The sequence below is a fragment of the Halorubellus sp. JP-L1 genome (assembly GCF_011440375.1).
Classification (GTDB): Archaea; Halobacteriota; Halobacteria; order Halobacteriales; family Natrialbaceae; genus Halorubellus.
Genome location: NZ_JAAOIR010000001.1, coordinates 1,244,873 through 1,260,410, shown reverse-complemented (window position 1 = coordinate 1,260,410; position 15,538 = coordinate 1,244,873). Strand labels below are relative to the sequence as shown.

At 63.2% G+C, this 15,538-nt stretch carries 18 protein-coding genes and 1 tRNA gene; 7 read left to right on the top strand and 12 right to left on the bottom strand.

What is annotated here, in order from left to right; translation table 11 throughout:
- Positions 1–2: 2 nt before the first annotated feature.
- Entirely contained in the window at positions 3–1,487 is a 1,485-nt protein-coding gene (secY, locus tag G9C85_RS06285; protein WP_166038011.1) for a preprotein translocase subunit SecY, read from the top strand.
- A gap of 468 nt (positions 1,488–1,955) precedes the next feature.
- On the opposite strand, the gene G9C85_RS06280 is transcribed toward secY, so the two are convergent.
- The 3 genes from G9C85_RS06280 to G9C85_RS06270 all read right to left on the bottom strand — a co-directional run bounded on the left by G9C85_RS06280 (position 1,956) and on the right by G9C85_RS06270 (position 5,209).
- Positions 1,956–4,190 carry an amino acid permease gene (locus G9C85_RS06280; protein ID WP_166038009.1) on the bottom strand — a complete coding sequence of 745 codons (2,235 nt, stop codon included), beginning with the start codon at positions 4,188–4,190 and terminating at the stop codon, positions 1,956–1,958.
- Positions 4,183–4,647 carry a universal stress protein gene (locus G9C85_RS06275; protein ID WP_166038008.1) on the bottom strand — a complete coding sequence of 155 codons (465 nt, stop codon included), beginning with the start codon at positions 4,645–4,647 and terminating at the stop codon, positions 4,183–4,185. Before G9C85_RS06275 ends, G9C85_RS06280 begins: the two co-directional genes overlap by 8 nt.
- 337 nt (positions 4,648–4,984) lie before the next feature.
- Complete coding sequence (locus tag G9C85_RS06270) at positions 4,985–5,209, bottom strand: hypothetical protein (protein WP_166038006.1); 225 nt, start codon at positions 5,207–5,209, stop codon at positions 4,985–4,987.
- Between the two features lie 12 nt (positions 5,210–5,221).
- Here G9C85_RS06270 and G9C85_RS06265 point away from each other — a divergent pair, with 12 nt between their 5' ends.
- The 5 genes from G9C85_RS06265 to G9C85_RS18820 all read left to right on the top strand — a co-directional run bounded on the left by G9C85_RS06265 (position 5,222) and on the right by G9C85_RS18820 (position 8,763).
- Positions 5,222–5,365: a hypothetical protein gene (locus G9C85_RS06265; protein WP_166038004.1), complete on the top strand. Its 144-nt coding sequence runs from the start codon at positions 5,222–5,224 to the stop codon at positions 5,363–5,365.
- Positions 5,355–6,503 carry a hypothetical protein gene (locus G9C85_RS06260; protein WP_166038002.1) on the top strand — a complete coding sequence of 383 codons (1,149 nt, stop codon included), beginning with the start codon at positions 5,355–5,357 and terminating at the stop codon, positions 6,501–6,503. The genes G9C85_RS06265 and G9C85_RS06260 overlap by 11 nt, the downstream gene beginning before the upstream one ends.
- Positions 6,504–6,768: 265 nt before the next feature.
- Entirely contained in the window at positions 6,769–7,143 is a 375-nt protein-coding gene (locus G9C85_RS06255) for a S24 family peptidase (RefSeq protein ID WP_205254311.1), read from the top strand.
- A 109-nt stretch (positions 7,144–7,252) separates the two neighbouring features.
- The gene (locus G9C85_RS06250; RefSeq protein WP_166037998.1) at positions 7,253–8,284 is read left to right on the top strand and encodes a hypothetical protein; all 1,032 of its coding nucleotides are present in this window, start codon (positions 7,253–7,255) and stop codon (positions 8,282–8,284) included.
- Between the two features lie 170 nt (positions 8,285–8,454).
- Positions 8,455–8,763 (top strand): tyrosine-type recombinase/integrase, encoded by a 309-nt coding sequence (locus G9C85_RS18820; protein WP_369680772.1) that lies wholly within the window; start codon positions 8,455–8,457, stop codon positions 8,761–8,763.
- 60 nt (positions 8,764–8,823) lie between these two features.
- Here the strand turns inward: G9C85_RS18820 and G9C85_RS06240 are convergent, their stop codons facing one another.
- From G9C85_RS06240 to G9C85_RS06225, 4 genes are read right to left on the bottom strand one after another with little or no spacing between them, the layout of a single operon-like run.
- Entirely contained in the window at positions 8,824–9,303 is a 480-nt protein-coding gene (locus G9C85_RS06240) for a type IV pilin (RefSeq protein ID WP_166037996.1), read from the bottom strand.
- A 48-nt stretch (positions 9,304–9,351) separates the two neighbouring features.
- On the bottom strand, positions 9,352–9,786 hold the full coding sequence (locus tag G9C85_RS06235; RefSeq protein ID WP_166037995.1) for a type IV pilin: 435 nt from the start codon (positions 9,784–9,786) through the stop codon (positions 9,352–9,354).
- A 4-nt stretch (positions 9,787–9,790) separates the two neighbouring features.
- Entirely contained in the window at positions 9,791–10,270 is a 480-nt protein-coding gene (locus G9C85_RS06230) for a type IV pilin (protein ID WP_166037993.1), read from the bottom strand.
- A 3-nt stretch (positions 10,271–10,273) separates the two neighbouring features.
- Positions 10,274–10,681, bottom strand: coding sequence for a type IV pilin (locus tag G9C85_RS06225; protein WP_166037992.1), 408 nt, complete (start codon positions 10,679–10,681; stop codon positions 10,274–10,276).
- Between the two features lie 422 nt (positions 10,682–11,103).
- Here G9C85_RS06225 and G9C85_RS06220 point away from each other — a divergent pair, with 422 nt between their 5' ends.
- Positions 11,104–11,889: a hypothetical protein gene (locus G9C85_RS06220; protein WP_166037990.1), complete on the top strand. Its 786-nt coding sequence runs from the start codon at positions 11,104–11,106 to the stop codon at positions 11,887–11,889.
- 217 nt (positions 11,890–12,106) lie between these two features.
- On the opposite strand, the gene G9C85_RS06215 is transcribed toward G9C85_RS06220, so the two are convergent.
- From G9C85_RS06215 to G9C85_RS06195, 5 genes are all read right to left on the bottom strand, one after another.
- Positions 12,107–12,177 (bottom strand) — tRNA-Pro (locus G9C85_RS06215).
- A 62-nt stretch (positions 12,178–12,239) separates the two neighbouring features.
- Entirely contained in the window at positions 12,240–13,166 is a 927-nt protein-coding gene (locus G9C85_RS06210; protein WP_166038955.1) for an RNA-guided pseudouridylation complex pseudouridine synthase subunit Cbf5, read from the bottom strand.
- The gene (gene cmk, locus G9C85_RS06205) at positions 13,163–13,738 is read right to left on the bottom strand and encodes a (d)CMP kinase (RefSeq protein ID WP_166037988.1); all 576 of its coding nucleotides are present in this window, start codon (positions 13,736–13,738) and stop codon (positions 13,163–13,165) included. Before cmk ends, G9C85_RS06210 begins: the two co-directional genes overlap by 4 nt.
- 49 nt (positions 13,739–13,787) lie before the next feature.
- Complete coding sequence (locus tag G9C85_RS06200; RefSeq protein ID WP_166037986.1) at positions 13,788–14,708, bottom strand: DUF106 domain-containing protein; 921 nt, start codon at positions 14,706–14,708, stop codon at positions 13,788–13,790.
- 132 nt (positions 14,709–14,840) lie between these two features.
- Positions 14,841–15,488: an adenylate kinase gene (locus G9C85_RS06195; RefSeq protein ID WP_166037984.1), complete on the bottom strand. Its 648-nt coding sequence runs from the start codon at positions 15,486–15,488 to the stop codon at positions 14,841–14,843.
- Between the last annotated feature and the right edge of the window lie 50 nt (positions 15,489–15,538).

Genomic DNA, 15,538 nt, shown 5'->3' with positions numbered 1-15,538 from the left:
TCATGGGATGGAAGGAGGCTGCGGAACCGGTACTCACGCGGATGCCCTCGGTCCAGCGACCGGAAGGGCACGTCCCGTTCAAGCGCAAGCTACTGTGGACCGGTGGCGTGCTCGTGCTGTATTTCTTCCTCACGAGCGTCCCCATCTGGGGACTGAGTGGGGGAGAACAGGACCTGTTCGGGCAGTTCCGCGCGATCCTCGCCGGTAGTTCGTTCTCGGTGCTGCACCTGGGTATCGGACCGATCGTCACGGCGAGCATCGTGCTCCAGTTGCTCGGTGGAGCGAACTTGCTCGGGTTGGACACGAACGACCCCCGTGATCAGGTGCTCTACCAGGGCCTCCAGAAACTCCTCGTCGTGTTCATGATCGTGCTGACGGGGCTGCCGATGGTCCTCAGCGGGTTCCTACCCGCGGACCCGGGGCTCGCGCAATCGCTCGGTGTCCCGCTCGGGGGTGTGCAGGCGCTGATCTTCCTGCAGATCTTCGTCGGTGGCGTCCTCATCCTGTTCATGGACGAGGTCATCTCGAAGTGGGGCGTCGGCTCCGGTATCGGGCTGTTCATCGTCGCCGGCGTCTCCGAGAGCCTCGTGAGCGGCATCATCGGCCCGCGCCAGGGCTTGCTGTTCAACTGGTACGGGATGATCGTCGGGGACACCGCGATGAACATCGACAACGTCCTCGGGTCCGAGGGACAGATCATCGCGCTCGTCACGACGCTCGCGATCTTCGTGATCGTCGTGTACGCGGAGTCCGTCCGCATCGAGATTCCGCTGAGTCACGCTCGCGTGAAGGGTGCACGTGGTCGGTTCCCCGTGAAACTCATCTACGCGAGCGTCCTGCCGATGATCCTCGTTCGCGCACTGCAGGCGAACCTCCAGTTCCTCGGTCGCATCTTGGTCTCGCAGGCCGGGGCGACGGTGGCCGGTGGTCGAACCGTCATCCAGGTGTTCGGCGTCAACATGCCGTGGCTCGGTGCGTATTCGACGACGACGCAAGGTCCGAGCGAGCCGGTCGGCGGGTTGTTCTACTATCTCGCGCCGATCCGGCAGCCGACGGACTGGATGTGGTGGCTCGCGAGCGGCCCGAGCCAGGAGGTCTGGCAGGTCATCGCTCGCGTCACGACCGACCTGACGTTCATGATCATCGGCGGTGCGATCTTCGCCATCTTCTGGGTGGAGACCGCCGATATGGGGCCGCGTTCGACGGCACAGCAGATCCAGAACTCGGGGATGCAGATTCCTGGGTTCCGCCAGAACGTCGGCGTCATCGAGAAGGTCATGGAGCGGTACATTCCCCACGTCACCGTCATCGGTGGTGCGCTCGTCGGGTTGCTCGCGGTCATGGCGAACATGCTCGGCACCGTCGGGGACGTCTCCGGGACTGGGCTGCTGCTCGCGGTCTCCATCACGTACAAGCTGTACGAGGAGATCGCCGAGGAACAGCTCATGGAGATGCACCCGATGATGCGCCAGATGTTCGGCGACTGACTGCCGGTCCGTTCTCTTCTCCGGTCTTATTTTCCTCTCGCGTCGCGGTCGCTAGGTCGTGGTCTGGAGCGACCGGTTCGGTGCGGAACGACGCTCGTCTCGGTGATCGCTACGTCGGTGTCGTCCTCGTGGACGCCGTCGGCGTCGAAATGCGGTGTTCGTGTCGCCGTCTGTGAGTCCTCGACGGCCGTCCGCGCGATCTCCACCGGCCTGGTTCGGCGGTCGTCCCGGTGGCAGTCCTGTTCTGGTGGTCGGCTCTGTGACAGTCAGGTTCTGGTGGTCGTCCCGGTGGCGGTCACGCTCTAGTGGTCGTCCCGGTGGCGGTTGCACCGCTCGGCAACGCGGAAATGATGGTGCGCGAGCATGGGCGATCGCGTGCAGTGGAGAAGAGTCGTCGAGTACGCGCTAGCTCGGGTGCAGTGGCGAGAGGACCAGGGTGGCGACGCGTCGAGCTGGGAGGGCTCGACGTCAGTCGTTCCCGAGGAGTCGCTCTTTGAGACTGCGGCGGCGCTTCTTCTCGGCGAGTAGTACCGAGCATTCGACGTTGTCGACGACGTCCATGACGAGCGTCCCGCCGAGCAAGCGATCGATGAGACCGCGCTCCGTGGCGCCGACGACGAGCATCGTCGCGTCCCGCGAATGGCGTTCGATCGCCGTCTCGACGTCGCCTTCGTCGACGAGGAACTCGGCGTCCTCGAGGTCGTGCTCGACCGCCCAGTCCGCGAGGAACTCGCCTGCCTCGTCGCGCGTCTGGTCGTCGCTTCGCACGTACAGGAGCGAGACCGTCGACCCGTACTCCGCGCGGAGGTCGCGCGCGACGGCGGCGGACAGGTCGCTGTCCGGGCCGCCGGCGGTCGGGACGAGCAAGTGGTCGGGGTCGAACCCGCGGTCCTTGAGGACGAGGAAGTCACAGGGGACGTCGGTCGTCAGCTCGTCGACGCGGGATTCCGCGCGGCCGTGGGAGTTCGGCCCCCACCCCATGACGACGGTGTCTGCGTCGTACGTGCGGGCGGCGTCGAACACCTCGTCGAACGCGCGATGCGAGAAGATCGTATGCGTCTCGACGTCCACGCCGAACGTCTCCGCGTCCCGTCGCGCGGTCTCGAGGATGTCCCTGTCGCCGTCGTCGAGCGCGTTGACGTTGTCTCGTGCGTGCGCGAGCGTCGTCTGGTCTGGGACGGTGACGATGTGCGTCGCGATGACGGTTCCGTCGTTCTGCTTGGCGAGTGCGCTCGCGAGCGTGATGAGGTCTTTCTCGTGCTCGGGGTTGGCGAGCGGCACCATCACGCGATACTGGCCGCCGTCGGGGGCGACGGATTCGGCTGCGGAGACTGCCGCATCAGGCATCTCGTCGCTCCGCGAGAGGATCCAGTCCGCGAGTTCGCCCGCTTCGGTCGTCCGACTGCGTGCGTACAGGAGGTACCACGCGGCGGCGAACACGACGACGGCGAGGCCGAGGACGCGAACGAACGGCGTGATGTAGACGATGAGTGCGAACGAGAGGACGGCGCCGAGGATGGGCGTGAAGGGGTAGAGCGGGACGGTGAACGACGGGTCGTAGTTCTCGACGTCCGCCTCGCGCATCACGATGAGTGCGAGGTTCAGGAGGCCGTAGATGACGAGGTGGAGGACGCTCCCGAGTTCCGCGAGCGTGTTGATGGGTGCGACGAGGATGAACGCGAGGATGAGGCCGCCGGTGATCCCGATGGCGCGGTACGGCGTCCCGAACCGGTCGTGGATCTCGTTCAATTCGGGCGTGATGATGCGGTCCCGTCCCATCGCGAAGTTGATGCGGGAGGACGCGAGGATGCTCGCGTTCGCACTGGAGGCGGTGGCGAGCAATCCTCCCAGGAGGAGGGCGCCAGCGACGACGCCACCCTGGATGTGTCGCCCGACCTCGACGACCGCGATCTTGTCGGGATCGAGTGAGGCGATGAAGCCGTCGGGGACGGCGGCGCTCATGACGACGAGCACGAGCGCGTACACGGTCGTGACGATGAGGACGCTCCCGATGACGGCTCGCGGCAGGTTCCTGTCGGGGTCCTTGATCTCCTCGGCGACGCTCGTGATCTGGACGAACCCGAGGTAGGACACGAAGATGAGGCCGGTCGTCGAGAGCATCGCGTCGAAACCCTCCGATTCCGGGAGGTTCGCTGGCTGCGCGTTCATGATTCCGATGGCGGTGAAGACGGTGAGGATGCCCAGCAAGACGACGACGATGATGTTCTGCAGGCGACCGGTCTCCTTCGCGCCGACGTAGTTCACGGTGATGAACAGGGCGGCGCCGGCGAACGCCATCGTCTTTACCGTCGGGATGGTGACGCCGACGAGCGCGTACCCGGTGGCGAGCCCGAGGATGTTTCGGACGTACTCGCCGAAGCCGACCATGTAGAACGCGGACGCGAACGCCAGCCCGAGCCAGTTCGCCCAGCCGGCGACCGACCCGAACAGCGGGCCGAGTGCGCGATTCACGTAGAAGTACGCGCCGCCCGAGCGCGGCATCGCCGTCCCGAGTTCGCTCGCGGAGAGCGCTGTGAATATCGCGATGACGCCGCCGAGGACGAACGCGCCACCGGCGAGACTCCCAGACCTGGAGATCGCGTCACCCGGGAGGACGAAGATCCCGGCGCCGATCATCGTCCCGACGCCGATCGTGAGCGCGGCGAGCGGACCGAGGTCCTTCGCGAGGTCTTCCTCAGTCATTCCTCGCCCCGGATGCTGCGTCGTCGACGGTTCGGTCGTCGTCGGGGAGGACGACCACCGGCCGGTCGCTCTCCGTGACGAGGTCGAGCGTCGTCTCGCCCGTGAGGAACTGGAGCCACCGCGACCCTTCGCGTGGCGTGAACACGACCGCGGACGCGTCGACGTCGGCGGCTGCGTCGAACACCGTCTCGGCGACGTCGGTTCCGTAGTCGATTCGCGTGTCGACGTCGACGTCTGCTGCCCGACACCGCGCTCGGACGACGTCGAAGATCTCCTCGGCGCGCTCCTCGCGTTGTTCGACGCTCGCTTTGTCGATTCCACCGCCGGCTTTCTCGACGACGTGACAGACGACGATGCTCGTGCCCGCGTCGAGGCGCGGGAGGAGCGCGGAGAGTGTCGCTTCCGCGTCTGCCTCGCTGGCGACGGGCACGAGCGGCCGCGAGAGGAGATCGACCATCACCCACCACCTCCACTCGGTGTCGACGCCGCGTCGCGAGACGTGGCGGCTCGTGACCGTTCGACCGAACGGTGCGTCCACCCGCGCTGACTGCGGTCGCTCCGGGCGAATCGTAACATACCCGGCTTTCCACGTCCTGCTACGTAATTCTTCGCTCTCGTCGCGACGCCTGCTGAGGGTTCGCGCCGAACGACCCGTCGAGCGACGCGTCGCGGAGGTGGGTCACGGCGGCATGTCGCGGAGGTGGGTCACGGCGGCATGTTCTGAAGGTCTGTCTCAGTGATGCGTCGTCGGTTCGGGACCGCGACCGGCGTCCGGGGGCGAGGGCCACTGGGGGTCAGCGGACCTGCACGTCGCCGATGTGGTCCGGGCCGCTCGGGCCGATGTCCACCCACTCTCGCGACGCGTCGGGGATGCCGCGACAGCGGAGTTCGCGCGTGCCGTCGCACCGCCGGACTTCGACGACCCCGTCGAAGACGTGCGTGAGGCCGTCGAGCGCGCCGTCGGGCGTTTCGCTCGTCGCGATCGGGTACGCGCCGAGTGCGTCCGGGGCTTGAGTCATCGCGACCAACTGGTGCGCGAATCGCGCGACAGTCCTGACGTCGCCGCCGAGGACGTCGGCGACCCCGACGTCTCCGGTGCCGTCGACGACGCCGCGCCCAGCTCGAAGCCCGCGCTCGAAGCCGCCACCGACGGAGGTGAGTCCCGTGGCGAGTAAGAGCGGCAACAGCGACCAAGCGGTGTACGCCGCCGGGCAGGCCCGCGAGTATCTCGCGAACGCCCTCGAGGGCAAGGAGAACACCTGGATCTACGAGTACGCTGGCTACATCCGCGACGGCCGCGTGCTCGACTGGCTCAACTACCGCTGCTCGCTCTACGCCGAGCGTGGCGAGGACTTCCTCGAGACCGAACTCGCGAAGGACGTCATCCGAAGCGCGGCCACGCGCACCGCCGACCACGCCTTCGGCGACGGGAACGCCAGCGAACTCCAGGGGATCGTCGGCCTCACCCGGCACGAGAAGGACGCGAACGACGCGATGGCGGAGATCGTCGACCGTCTCGCCGACGAGGGATGCGTCGCGCTCATCGTCGGCCCGCCCGGTGCCGGGAAGACCGCGACCACGCTCGACGCCGCCCGCGCCTGGGGCGTCCGCACCGGCGGCTACATGTTCGGGAACACGAGCTGGGACGGCTTCGACGGCGTCGTCGGTACGGACGTCGAGATGCTCGAGGCGATGGCCGGCGTCGACGGCCAGACCCTCGGCGTCGTCGACGAGTCCAACCAGAACCTCTCCGGCGAGGGCGCGGACTCGAAGAAGGCACAGACGTTCGTCGACCGGATGACGTTCATCCGGAAGAAGGAGGGCAAGCACGGCCGCCACGCCAAGCGCGGGTCGCTGCTGATCGTCGGGCACACGGAAATGAAGACCGCCGCCGACATCCGCCGCCTCGCCACGCTCGTCATCCAGAACCCCAGTCGCGCAGACCCCGGCAAGGTCGTCCTCTACGAATCCCCCGGCGGACAGGACAAGCGCGACAAGATCGGCGAGTACAAGGGCCTCACCGACACCCGCGAGTCCTACAGCGAGCACGAAGCCAGCCACTTCGACATCGTCCTCGACGATGACGACGACGAGGACGGCGATGCAGTAGACGTCAAGGACGTCGAGAAGCGCAAGGACATCGAGACCGCCATCCGCGCCGTGAAACCCTGGGACGAGGACGCCGGCATGAGCTACCCCGAAGCGGCCGGTCTCGTCCCCTACGCGGACTCGTGGGTCGGGAACCGCGTCCGCGAGTGGAAGGACGGAGACCACCGCGAGATCGTGGGCGAGCCGAGCGGAGGAAATGCATGACGGTGCGCCGCCACCACCAGAACCCCCCCACCCGACGTTATAGTATATACTATACGGGGGCCTTTGGGGCGAGATTCGTGGCGCCCCGTCCCCGAACGGCCCCTCGAAAATCGTGGCGAACCCGAATCTGGCGAGAGAATCGAGGGATGTTCCGCGGACGATGAACGAAACCGCTCTCTCGCTCGCGTGCGTGGCTCTCGTCGTCGCGAGCTCGACGACGGGCGCGCTCGCTGCAACCCACGTCGCCGTGAACTTCGGAACGTCGATGCAGCCGACGCTCTGCGATAACAGCATCCTCGTCGTCGACCGCGACGCGACGCCGGAGATCGGCGACGTCGTTGCCGCCCAGGTCGGCGACCAGCGGACGTATCACCGTCTTGTGCGGTACGCGCCTGACTGGGACGCCGGCCCCGACGGCTTGCCCGTCTGCGACGAGGGCCGCGACCTCGTCCTCCGCGGCGACAACAACAGCGACGACGTCGACGTCACCCACGTCTGGCACGACCCCCACCGCGTCGACTACACCGACACCGAGGACGTCGTCGGCGTCGTCTCTTACATCTTAGACGACGGGTGTGAAGCTAAAATACCGATAATGGGTCTTCGATCTGGCTTTGGAAGCCTAAACAATTCCAACTAGGTAGGTGTGCTGGCAAATGGTTTCTCGGGCCACTATCACTGCCAGAATCAGAAGAGAGAGCATATACTTGAGCACAATTCTCAAGTATCGTCCTGTCTAGTCAATCTGTATGCAAAATGTGTTTAACTCATATAAGAAAACATCAGTAAGTGATGATAATCTTGGTATTTCTGTAGCTATAGGATTATATGAGGAAGACGAAGGAATTGAGTTCTCGCTTTCAAGAACAGAGGTCAGACAGGTTGGAGGGTCGAAAAAAGGCGAGAACAGTAAAGAAATAAGACTTCCTAATCTTTCGCTATCCGAGGTTCTAGAAATCGTAGGACTATTGGAAGACTGGATAGATTCAGAGTCGTATCCAATCATGGATAGGGAACTAAGGGGCATAGAAGGGACTTATACCTATGAAATCCAGGGAATCCGGGGAGAGACGACAGAGAAGACCGAGGGGATTGACACCCTCGCTGTGAGTGTTGGAGAGCAAAGTGTACGATTTCGTCACTGGAACGAATCAGATAGTGAATGGAGAGGGATTTCAATCCCTTCTGCCGAAAGGTTCGATAAAGGTACCCCGCAAGGGATTCAGAACGTGGAGGCGCTCTACCAGACTTTCTATGATTTCTTTACTAAAGAGTATTCTGAGCCGGTTGCCCGATTCCAGAACGAGGAACCCGTTGACGCTGAAAAATCAGCCATCTATCAAATTGAAGAGATATTTAGCAGGTTCGGTGAGATGGTAGTTCCCTTGAAGGACCGTCGAGGCGAAAGACCACCCTTGACGATGGACGATGAATACGATGTCCAATACTTCCTACATTCACTCCTTCTATTGCACTTTGAGGATGTCCGAAGAGAGCCACATACAGAGGAACATAGCGCTGTCTCACCAAGGATTGATTTCCTAATTAAGAAGGAAACCATAGGAATCGAAGTGAAGCGGGCCTCTGAGAGTAGAACTAGGAAGGATTTCCGTGGCGAACTATCGGAGGATAAGGAACAATACCGACTCGACACAGACATCGACACTCTTCTTGTTTTCGTCTATGATCCCGAAAAGCAGATTGAGAATAAGACACACTTCGAAGAGTCATTTGAACAAGACACTCCTCAGATGACGACTCGCGTTACCGTTACCCGGTAGGACAGTTGAGGGGTTAATCGTCTGTCTTCGCCAATACTAGCTCTTCTTTCTCGTCGAAATTGAGGTTGACCAGTTCCGTTTTTCTGCAGAAGCGTGAACCTTAGTTCCGAGACGAGGCGACTCTCGGTTCTCATAAGTACGGGAATGTCGAGGCGCACATCCACCGAATCGTGAACGCCGACGTGAACGAGATCTGCGACCGCGACCCCATCGTCGACAGGTCCAAGCGCACGCTACAGAACTGGGTCGACGCCGCCGCCGCCCAAGCTGCCGACGAGACCGGCGACGACGACTACCGGCGCGTGAGCACGCACGACCTCCGTCGATGCTGGGCGAACCACCTGCTCGTCGAGGAGAACGTGAGTCCGCGAATCGTCATGGCCCTCGGCGGGTGGTCAAGTTACGATGCGATCGAACCGTACCTCGCTGCCTCCATCGAGGAGAACATCAACGCGACGATGGCCAGCATCGACTTGTGACCTCTCAGTGGGCGCCGACGCCCTGCAGCTAGTCACGGAAAAGAAGAGAAGGAAGGCCCTCTATTGGAGCGTACCAGTTCCAAGTACCTGCGACTTCTGGCCATTATCCCAGATCACAGTCACCGTATCACCCTCCGTGAAGGCCCCGGTGTTGGTCTCATTGATACCGAGAGTGTCCCCCGACTGGATTTTCGACGAATCCCACGTCTTCGAGCCATACGTCGTGTATGGCGAATTTGGGCTCCCACCCTCCCAGATGATCGTCCCATCCGCCTTCGCCACAGTAACGTACTTCGACTGCATTCCGTCTCCACCGAGCATTGTGATGTCGACCGTGTCGTACGTTGTTCCGCCAGCCTTCGCCGTGCCCCACTTTGTTTCAACAGACGCTGACGGTGTCTTCTTCGCAGACTCCTCCGCCAGGCCGAGCGCAAACGCCCCCACCGCTGCTGCGAGGATGACCGTCACCGCCACCATCAGCACCACTCCAATTGCTGATGAAACTGCTCCATCCTCTAAAACCACCTTTGTGATTCTCATCTTAGCATGAAAATTGTTATTTAGAGACCTATACGATGGGTGCGGTGATTAGACCTCGAACGATGAGAGAATGCTCGTGGAATCGCTCTGGGAACTCTTCCAGACGAGATTCACCGTGTTATCGGGCGCTGCGCCCGTAATATGGATTGAGCTTCCTGCGCTGAGGGTGTCAGAAGAGGCTGACGAACAATCCGCTCCACCAAGTTCGAGATTATCGGTTTCTATTTCATCGCCACCCTTGTGTTGAACAGTGACGCCAAACGTGGGGGAGCCAGAAAGGGTCCCGGTTCCACATGGATCACCAGTCGTTGAATCATTGTTCCATTCCCAGCTTGCCTGTGGAGTCTGTTCCTGGCTACCTCCGATACCGAGGACGAACGCGCCGATAACGGCTGCGAGGATAACGGTGATCGCGACCATCAGGATTACCCCGATAACTGGCGATACAGCTTCATTATCCGTGAAGAGGTTCTTCAGTTGCATTGGTCTATCTCTGCACCTCACCTTCGCCAATGATGCTGGTTTGATCACTGCCGGGGGCGGACCAGATTAAGGTAATACTGTTACCGTCACTTACCCCGCCGTCATCGTCCTTGATACTTAGCGTATCACCGGCAGTCGCACTCCCACTGAAGCCGGTTGTATTGCCTGAAGCGCCATCGTCCAGAGTCCATCCACTTTGTGCACTACCGCCATCCCAGGCGGTGCTTCCAGCTACGTTAACAGCAAGTTGATCAGTATTGATTTCATCGCCCCCCTTGTGATTTACTTGGATCCAAGCGTGGTTCGGAGAGGTTTCAGTGTTGTAATCCCAACTCGCTTGCGGGGTCTTTTCTTGACTACCGCCGATACCGAGTACGAACGCACCGATAACGGCCGCGAGGATGACCGTGATCGCGACCATCAGGATTACCCCGATGACCGGCGACACCGCCTCCTCATCCGTCAATAAATTCTTGAGATCCATCGGTCAGATCGTCCCTTCAGCGATGATGTTGGATTGATCGCTGCTGGATGAAGACCAGATAACTTGGACATCGTCTCCCGTATTCCAAGTACCTGAGTCAGAAGTAAGCGTTGTTCCAGCGCTCCAGTCAGAGGGCGTTGAGCTCGGCACGACATTACTGTTACCCGAGCCGGAGAACTCGATTCGTGACGCATCTATTTCATCACCACCCTCATGCGTCACCTCGAGAGTATTACTGGCGTCTGCATTATATGAGAAGCTGGCTTGGGGGACCTTTTCTTGACTGCCACCGATTCCGAGGACGAACGCGCCGATTACGGCTGCGAGGATGACGGTGATCGCGACCATCAGGATGACCCCGATGACCGGCGACACCGCGTCCTCGTCCGTGAAGAGGTTCTTCAGTTGCATTGTTGTATTTTCCCACACCGGCTTACGGGTTCACCCACCGTGCCGATGTTACCAATGGCATTAGAAGCAACTGTCTTAATACCGTCGGCCAACCAGTCACTATCCAGTTACTCAGGATTGTCTGGAAAATGGTATAGCAGACGTTTCCAGTATACAATTAGGCCTTGAAGATTGTTCAAAACCGGCGCTGTCTTGTGGTTCGATAGAGACAGAAACAACTCCGCCGGAAACTTATTATATTCTTACAATCACGAATTGATTCTAAGGCGCAGGGGTACATTTATATACTTGTTCCCGGGGCGCGTCTGAAAGCGTGGAGTGCGCGGAAGTGCGCCATCCACGGTGTGGGATACGAGGGATGCCTCCCTCAGCCTATCCCAAAAGCCCCTGACTTATACCACTTATCGCCCATACACGGACTAATGCAACTCCTACACGAGCTTGACTTCATCTCCACCTACGACCGCACCAATCCCAGCGCGCAAACGCTCGTCGACGACTACCGCGAGTACCAGGACTACCGCACCGAGCACCCCGACGAGAGCCCGTACCAGATCTCGAAGGCGCTCGACCAGCCACGATCGCGACTCCGCGAATGGGTCAACGGCTCCAAGCCCGACGCCGTCACCGCCCTCGACGAGATGCACGAGCGCGGCTGGATGGCCGACATGCCGAGTCCCGAAACCCGCGCCCTCAACCACCTCGCCGCCCGCGCCATCGCCGCCGGCTACGTCGTCGCCAACGACTACGCACCCGCCTTCACCGACAAGAAGGAGGATCGAGCAGAGATTCAGGCCCACCTCGACACGCTCGGCTTCGAGTCGCGCATTCAGGACTACGATAGCACCGGCACCGAGATCCGCCCAGGCGGGAACGCCCAGCTGCTCGGTCGCGCGCTCGTCGCCGCCGGCGTCCCACGCGGTCGCGACGAAACCCAACTCCTTGACCTCCCCGAGTACCTCAACTTCGCGACGACGTCGATGCGACGCGACTTCCTCGGGGTCTGGCTCCTCACCAGGAGCGTCGAACTCGAGAACGACGGCCCCTGGGCCGTCCGCGTCGAACTCAAGCAATCCCGCGCCGCCTCCTTCATCGGTGACCTCGCCGCGCTCTTCGAAGCGGAAGCCGGGCGGAGCACCGTCGAGCGCGCGGGACGGCATATCTACCTTACACCCACGGCGATGAATCGCCTCGTCGAAGGCCAGTAAAAGACTGTAGTACCAGAGACTGGGTTTGCGGGTGTTCTCTCTGGGTCTGGTACTCGGCGTCGACGCCGGGCTGGTCGGCGCTCACGCGGACCACCTCGGCACGCGGCGCTCACGCCATGCTAATCGTTCAGCGAACAGGTAACGAACCCGAGAACTGGATTCTCGCCCGTCTCGGGTGCATCTACTCTCCGTTGTTGGAGAGTTACAGAATATCGAGTGGGACCGCCGAGAGTCGAACTCGGGTCCTACGGACCCCATCCGCAGAGGATACCACTACCCCACGGTCCCTGTATCCTGAACCTCGGTCGTTTGGCGTTTAAGGGTGTCGTTTCGGTCGCGCCGTCGGGGGGTTAGACGAGGACGCGTTCGAGCGCGACGACTTCGCCGCTGTCCGCGTCGGGGTCGCCGACGAGGCGGCCGAGGCAGACGACGGCGTCGTTCGGCGTGTAGCACGCGACGATGCCGTCGACGTCGTCGGGGTCCGGGGCGTCGATGACGCCGGGCGCGTACACTGGTGCGCCGTCGGCGACGGATTCGGCGGCGCTCGGCGCGATCGTGACCGACGGGAGGTGGGTGAGTGCGCGTTCGGCGGGGTGGACGAGGTCGCGGAGCGGGCCCTCGTCGTCGTTCGCGAGCCAGAAGTGGAGGGCGTCGACGAACTCGTGGAGGGTGACGAGCGTGGTGTCGTCGAACGGCGTGGTGGCGGTCCGCCGGAGGTGCCCCATGTGCGCGCCCGTGCCGGCGGCGAGCCCGACGTCGTGACAGAGCTTCCTGATGTACGTCCCGGGCTCGCAGCGCACGCGCAGGAGCGCGCGCCGTTGCTCGACTTCGAGGACGTCCAGGTCGAAGATCTCGCGGGTCCGGAGGCGTCGCGAGACCGCGGACTTGCGTGGTGGTTTCTGGTAGATCTCGCCCTCGAACTCGCCGACGACGGCTTCGAGGTCGCTGGGGGCGTCGGCGTGGAGTTCGAGGACGCTCACGTACTCCTTCTGGCCTTCGCCGAATGCTTGCGCGACGCGGGTCGCGTCGCCGAGCAGCATCGGGAGGCAGCCCGTGACCTTGGGGTCGAGCGTCCCGGCGTGCGCCGCCCCCTCGACGTCGAGGTCGTCGCGCGCGCGCTCGTCCGCTTGCGCGTCCGCGAGGGCGTCGCTCGCGGCGTCGCGCACCCACGCCGCGACCTGGTGCGCGCTCGGCCCCGGTGGTTTGTCGAGGTTCACGACGCCGAACGCGAGCAGTTCCGCGGGCGACCGGTCGCCGGGAGCCGAGCGCACCATCAGAACTCGACGTCCAGCGTGACGGGTTCTTTCCCCTCGTCGGCCGACGGGGCGTACGCTTCGACTGCGCCGACGAGGACGTCCACCATCGCGTCCTCGCTCCAGCGCCCGGTGTTCATCGACAGGTCGTAGATCGAGCGGTCGTCGATGTCGATCCCGTAGTACTCCATGTAGCGCTTCGCTTCGCTTCCCTCGCGGGCGGCGGTCTCCTCGGCGGCGGCGTCGGGGTCCTTCCCTTCGCGGTCGGCGATGCGCGCGCCCCTGACGGCGACGGGAGCGTCGAGCCAGAACCGGAAGTCCGCGTGGTCGCCGGCGAGCCAGCCGGCGAGCCGGGACTCGAGGACGACGTCGTCGCGTTCGCGAGCGATATCCTGGAGGCGCGCGTCGAGGTCGCGGTCGATCTGCTCGTCCTCCTCGGCGAGCTTGTTGAACTCGAGGGGCGTGTAGCCGCGTTCGTCGGCGAGCTCGCGGAAGATGTCACCGCCGGAGATGTGCTCGAGGTCGAACGCGTCGGCCAGCGCGGGCGCGGCCGTGCTCTTGCCGCTACCCGGAGGCCCGGAGACGGTCACTAACATACGCGTCCTCCGGTCGTCGCGGTAAAAGGGATTGTGACTTCGCTCCCGGTCAGGACGGCGTCGGCGTGTCGAGGTCGAGCGCCTTCCGCATCACCTGCGTGAAGCCCATCGAGCACAGGAAGTAGAACGCGATCCACGCGGGGAGCGGACCGATGCCACCGCCTTGCCACTCGACGCGGCCCGTGAACGGCATGACCGCCCACGTCTCCATGCCCTGGAGGTGGCCGACGCCGCCGCGCGTCCCGATCATCCAGTACATCCAGAGGAACGCGGGGATGGTGAGGAGCGTGATCCACGCCATCGGACGGAAGTTCTCCTTCATCATGCCCATCTGGTCGCCCATCGCCTCCATGCGTTCCTCCTGGATGCGTTCGACGGCCGCGTCGTCGCCGCGCTCCTTGGCCTTCTTCTCCTTCTCCTGGATCGCTTGCAGGCGGGCCTGGTACGCCTGGACCTTGTCCTGGTCGACCATGTTCGCCTGGAGGAGCGAGGAGTAGAGACCGGTGACGAGCGAGATCGCGAGGATGACCGCGTAGAACGGGAGGGCAGCGTTGAACGGCCCGAGCACGAGGTCGACGGCGTTCCCGACGACCGACCGGATCGGGTCGAAGTAGTAGCCGGCCATGAGGACGAGCGTGAGCACGCCCGCGGCCTTGTCGCGGGTCTTCCAGCTCGACCCGTCGTCCTCGACTTCGGGGACGTCCGGCATCTCGTAGTCGCCGTCGCCGTTCCCGTCGAGGACGTCGGCGACGGCGTCCGCGTCGGCGAACTCGAACCCGTTCTCGCCGTCGACGAGGATGTCCTTCTCGAGGAGTCGCCCCCACTGGCCGGACGTGATGTCGCTCTTGACGTCCACCCACTTGACCTCGCCGCCGTTCTCGTCGGCGACGTCGCGAACGGTCTCGAGCGCCTCCCGCATCTCCGCGCTCTCGTTCGCGAGCGTCGCCGTTTTCTCCGCAGTACGCGCCATTATCGACCCCTAGGCCATCGCCGTTAAAGAACCTTTTACTCTGCGCGCGGCCGGCTATCGGACGGCCTGCCGCGCACGGGCTCGTGATGCGTCTCGGGAACGAGCGGCCGACGCCATCAGATTGGGTCGAACCTAGTTGTGTGCGTCGATGGCGTCGCGGACGTCGGCCCAGACGGCGTCGGGCGCGCGGTCGCCGTCGATCGAGACGAAGCCGTCGTGGTCGCCGTAGTGGTCGATGACGGGCTGGGTGTTCTCGTCGAAGACGTCCAGGCGATTCTTGACGGACTCGGGCTGGTCGTCCTCGCGCTGCACGAGGTCGCCGCCGCACTCGTCGCAGACGCCTTCGGTCTCGGGCTGGTCGAACTCGACGTGGTAGTTCGTCCCGCAGTCGTCGCAGACCCGGCGGCCCGTGAGGCGGTCGACGAGTTCGTCGCGGGAGACGTCGAGGTGGAGGACGACGTCGAGCTCGGTCATCCCCTCGAGTTCTTCGGCCTGTTCGAGGTTCCGCGGGTAGCCGTCGAGGACGTAGCCGTCGGCCGAGGAGAGCGCCTCCTCGACGATGGCGTTGACGACTGCGTCGGGGACGAGGTCGCCCGCCTCCATGTATTCGCGGGGCGTGTCGTACTCGAAGTCCATGTCGCTGATGTCCATGTCCTTGTTCGCGCGGAGCGCGTCGCCCGTCGTGACGTGCTCGACGCCGAACTCGTCGGCGATGCGCGCCGACTGCGTGCCTTTGCCCGCGCCCGGTGCCCCGAGGATGAGGACGTGCGGATCGCTCATACGGGAACTGTCTCGCTCCCGGTTTAAATCGTTGTAGAAATGCGGCCGCG

Bases quoted from the DNA above. Each gene is read 5' to 3' on its own strand.
- secY (WP_166038011.1), top strand. From the start codon at position 3: ATGGGATGGAAGGAGGCTGCGGAACCGGTACTCACGCGGATGCCCTCG.
- G9C85_RS06280 (WP_166038009.1), bottom strand. From the start codon at position 4,190: ATGACTGAGGAAGACCTCGCGAAGGACCTCGGTCCGCTCGCCGCGCTC.
- G9C85_RS06275 (WP_166038008.1), bottom strand. From the start codon at position 4,647: ATGGTCGATCTCCTCTCGCGGCCGCTCGTGCCCGTCGCCAGCGAGGCA.
- G9C85_RS06270 (WP_166038006.1), bottom strand. From the start codon at position 5,209: ATGACTCAAGCCCCGGACGCACTCGGCGCGTACCCGATCGCGACGAGC.
- G9C85_RS06255 (WP_205254311.1), top strand. From the start codon at position 6,769: ATGCAGCCGACGCTCTGCGATAACAGCATCCTCGTCGTCGACCGCGAC.
- G9C85_RS06250 (WP_166037998.1), top strand. From the start codon at position 7,253: ATGCAAAATGTGTTTAACTCATATAAGAAAACATCAGTAAGTGATGAT.
- G9C85_RS06240 (WP_166037996.1), bottom strand. From the start codon at position 9,303: ATGAGAATCACAAAGGTGGTTTTAGAGGATGGAGCAGTTTCATCAGCA.
- G9C85_RS06235 (WP_166037995.1), bottom strand. From the start codon at position 9,786: ATGCAACTGAAGAACCTCTTCACGGATAATGAAGCTGTATCGCCAGTT.
- G9C85_RS06230 (WP_166037993.1), bottom strand. From the start codon at position 10,270: ATGGATCTCAAGAATTTATTGACGGATGAGGAGGCGGTGTCGCCGGTC.
- G9C85_RS06225 (WP_166037992.1), bottom strand. From the start codon at position 10,681: ATGCAACTGAAGAACCTCTTCACGGACGAGGACGCGGTGTCGCCGGTC.
- G9C85_RS06220 (WP_166037990.1), top strand. From the start codon at position 11,104: ATGCAACTCCTACACGAGCTTGACTTCATCTCCACCTACGACCGCACC.
- cmk (WP_166037988.1), bottom strand. From the start codon at position 13,738: ATGTTAGTGACCGTCTCCGGGCCTCCGGGTAGCGGCAAGAGCACGGCC.
- G9C85_RS06200 (WP_166037986.1), bottom strand. From the start codon at position 14,708: ATGGCGCGTACTGCGGAGAAAACGGCGACGCTCGCGAACGAGAGCGCG.
- G9C85_RS06195 (WP_166037984.1), bottom strand. From the start codon at position 15,488: ATGAGCGATCCGCACGTCCTCATCCTCGGGGCACCGGGCGCGGGCAAA.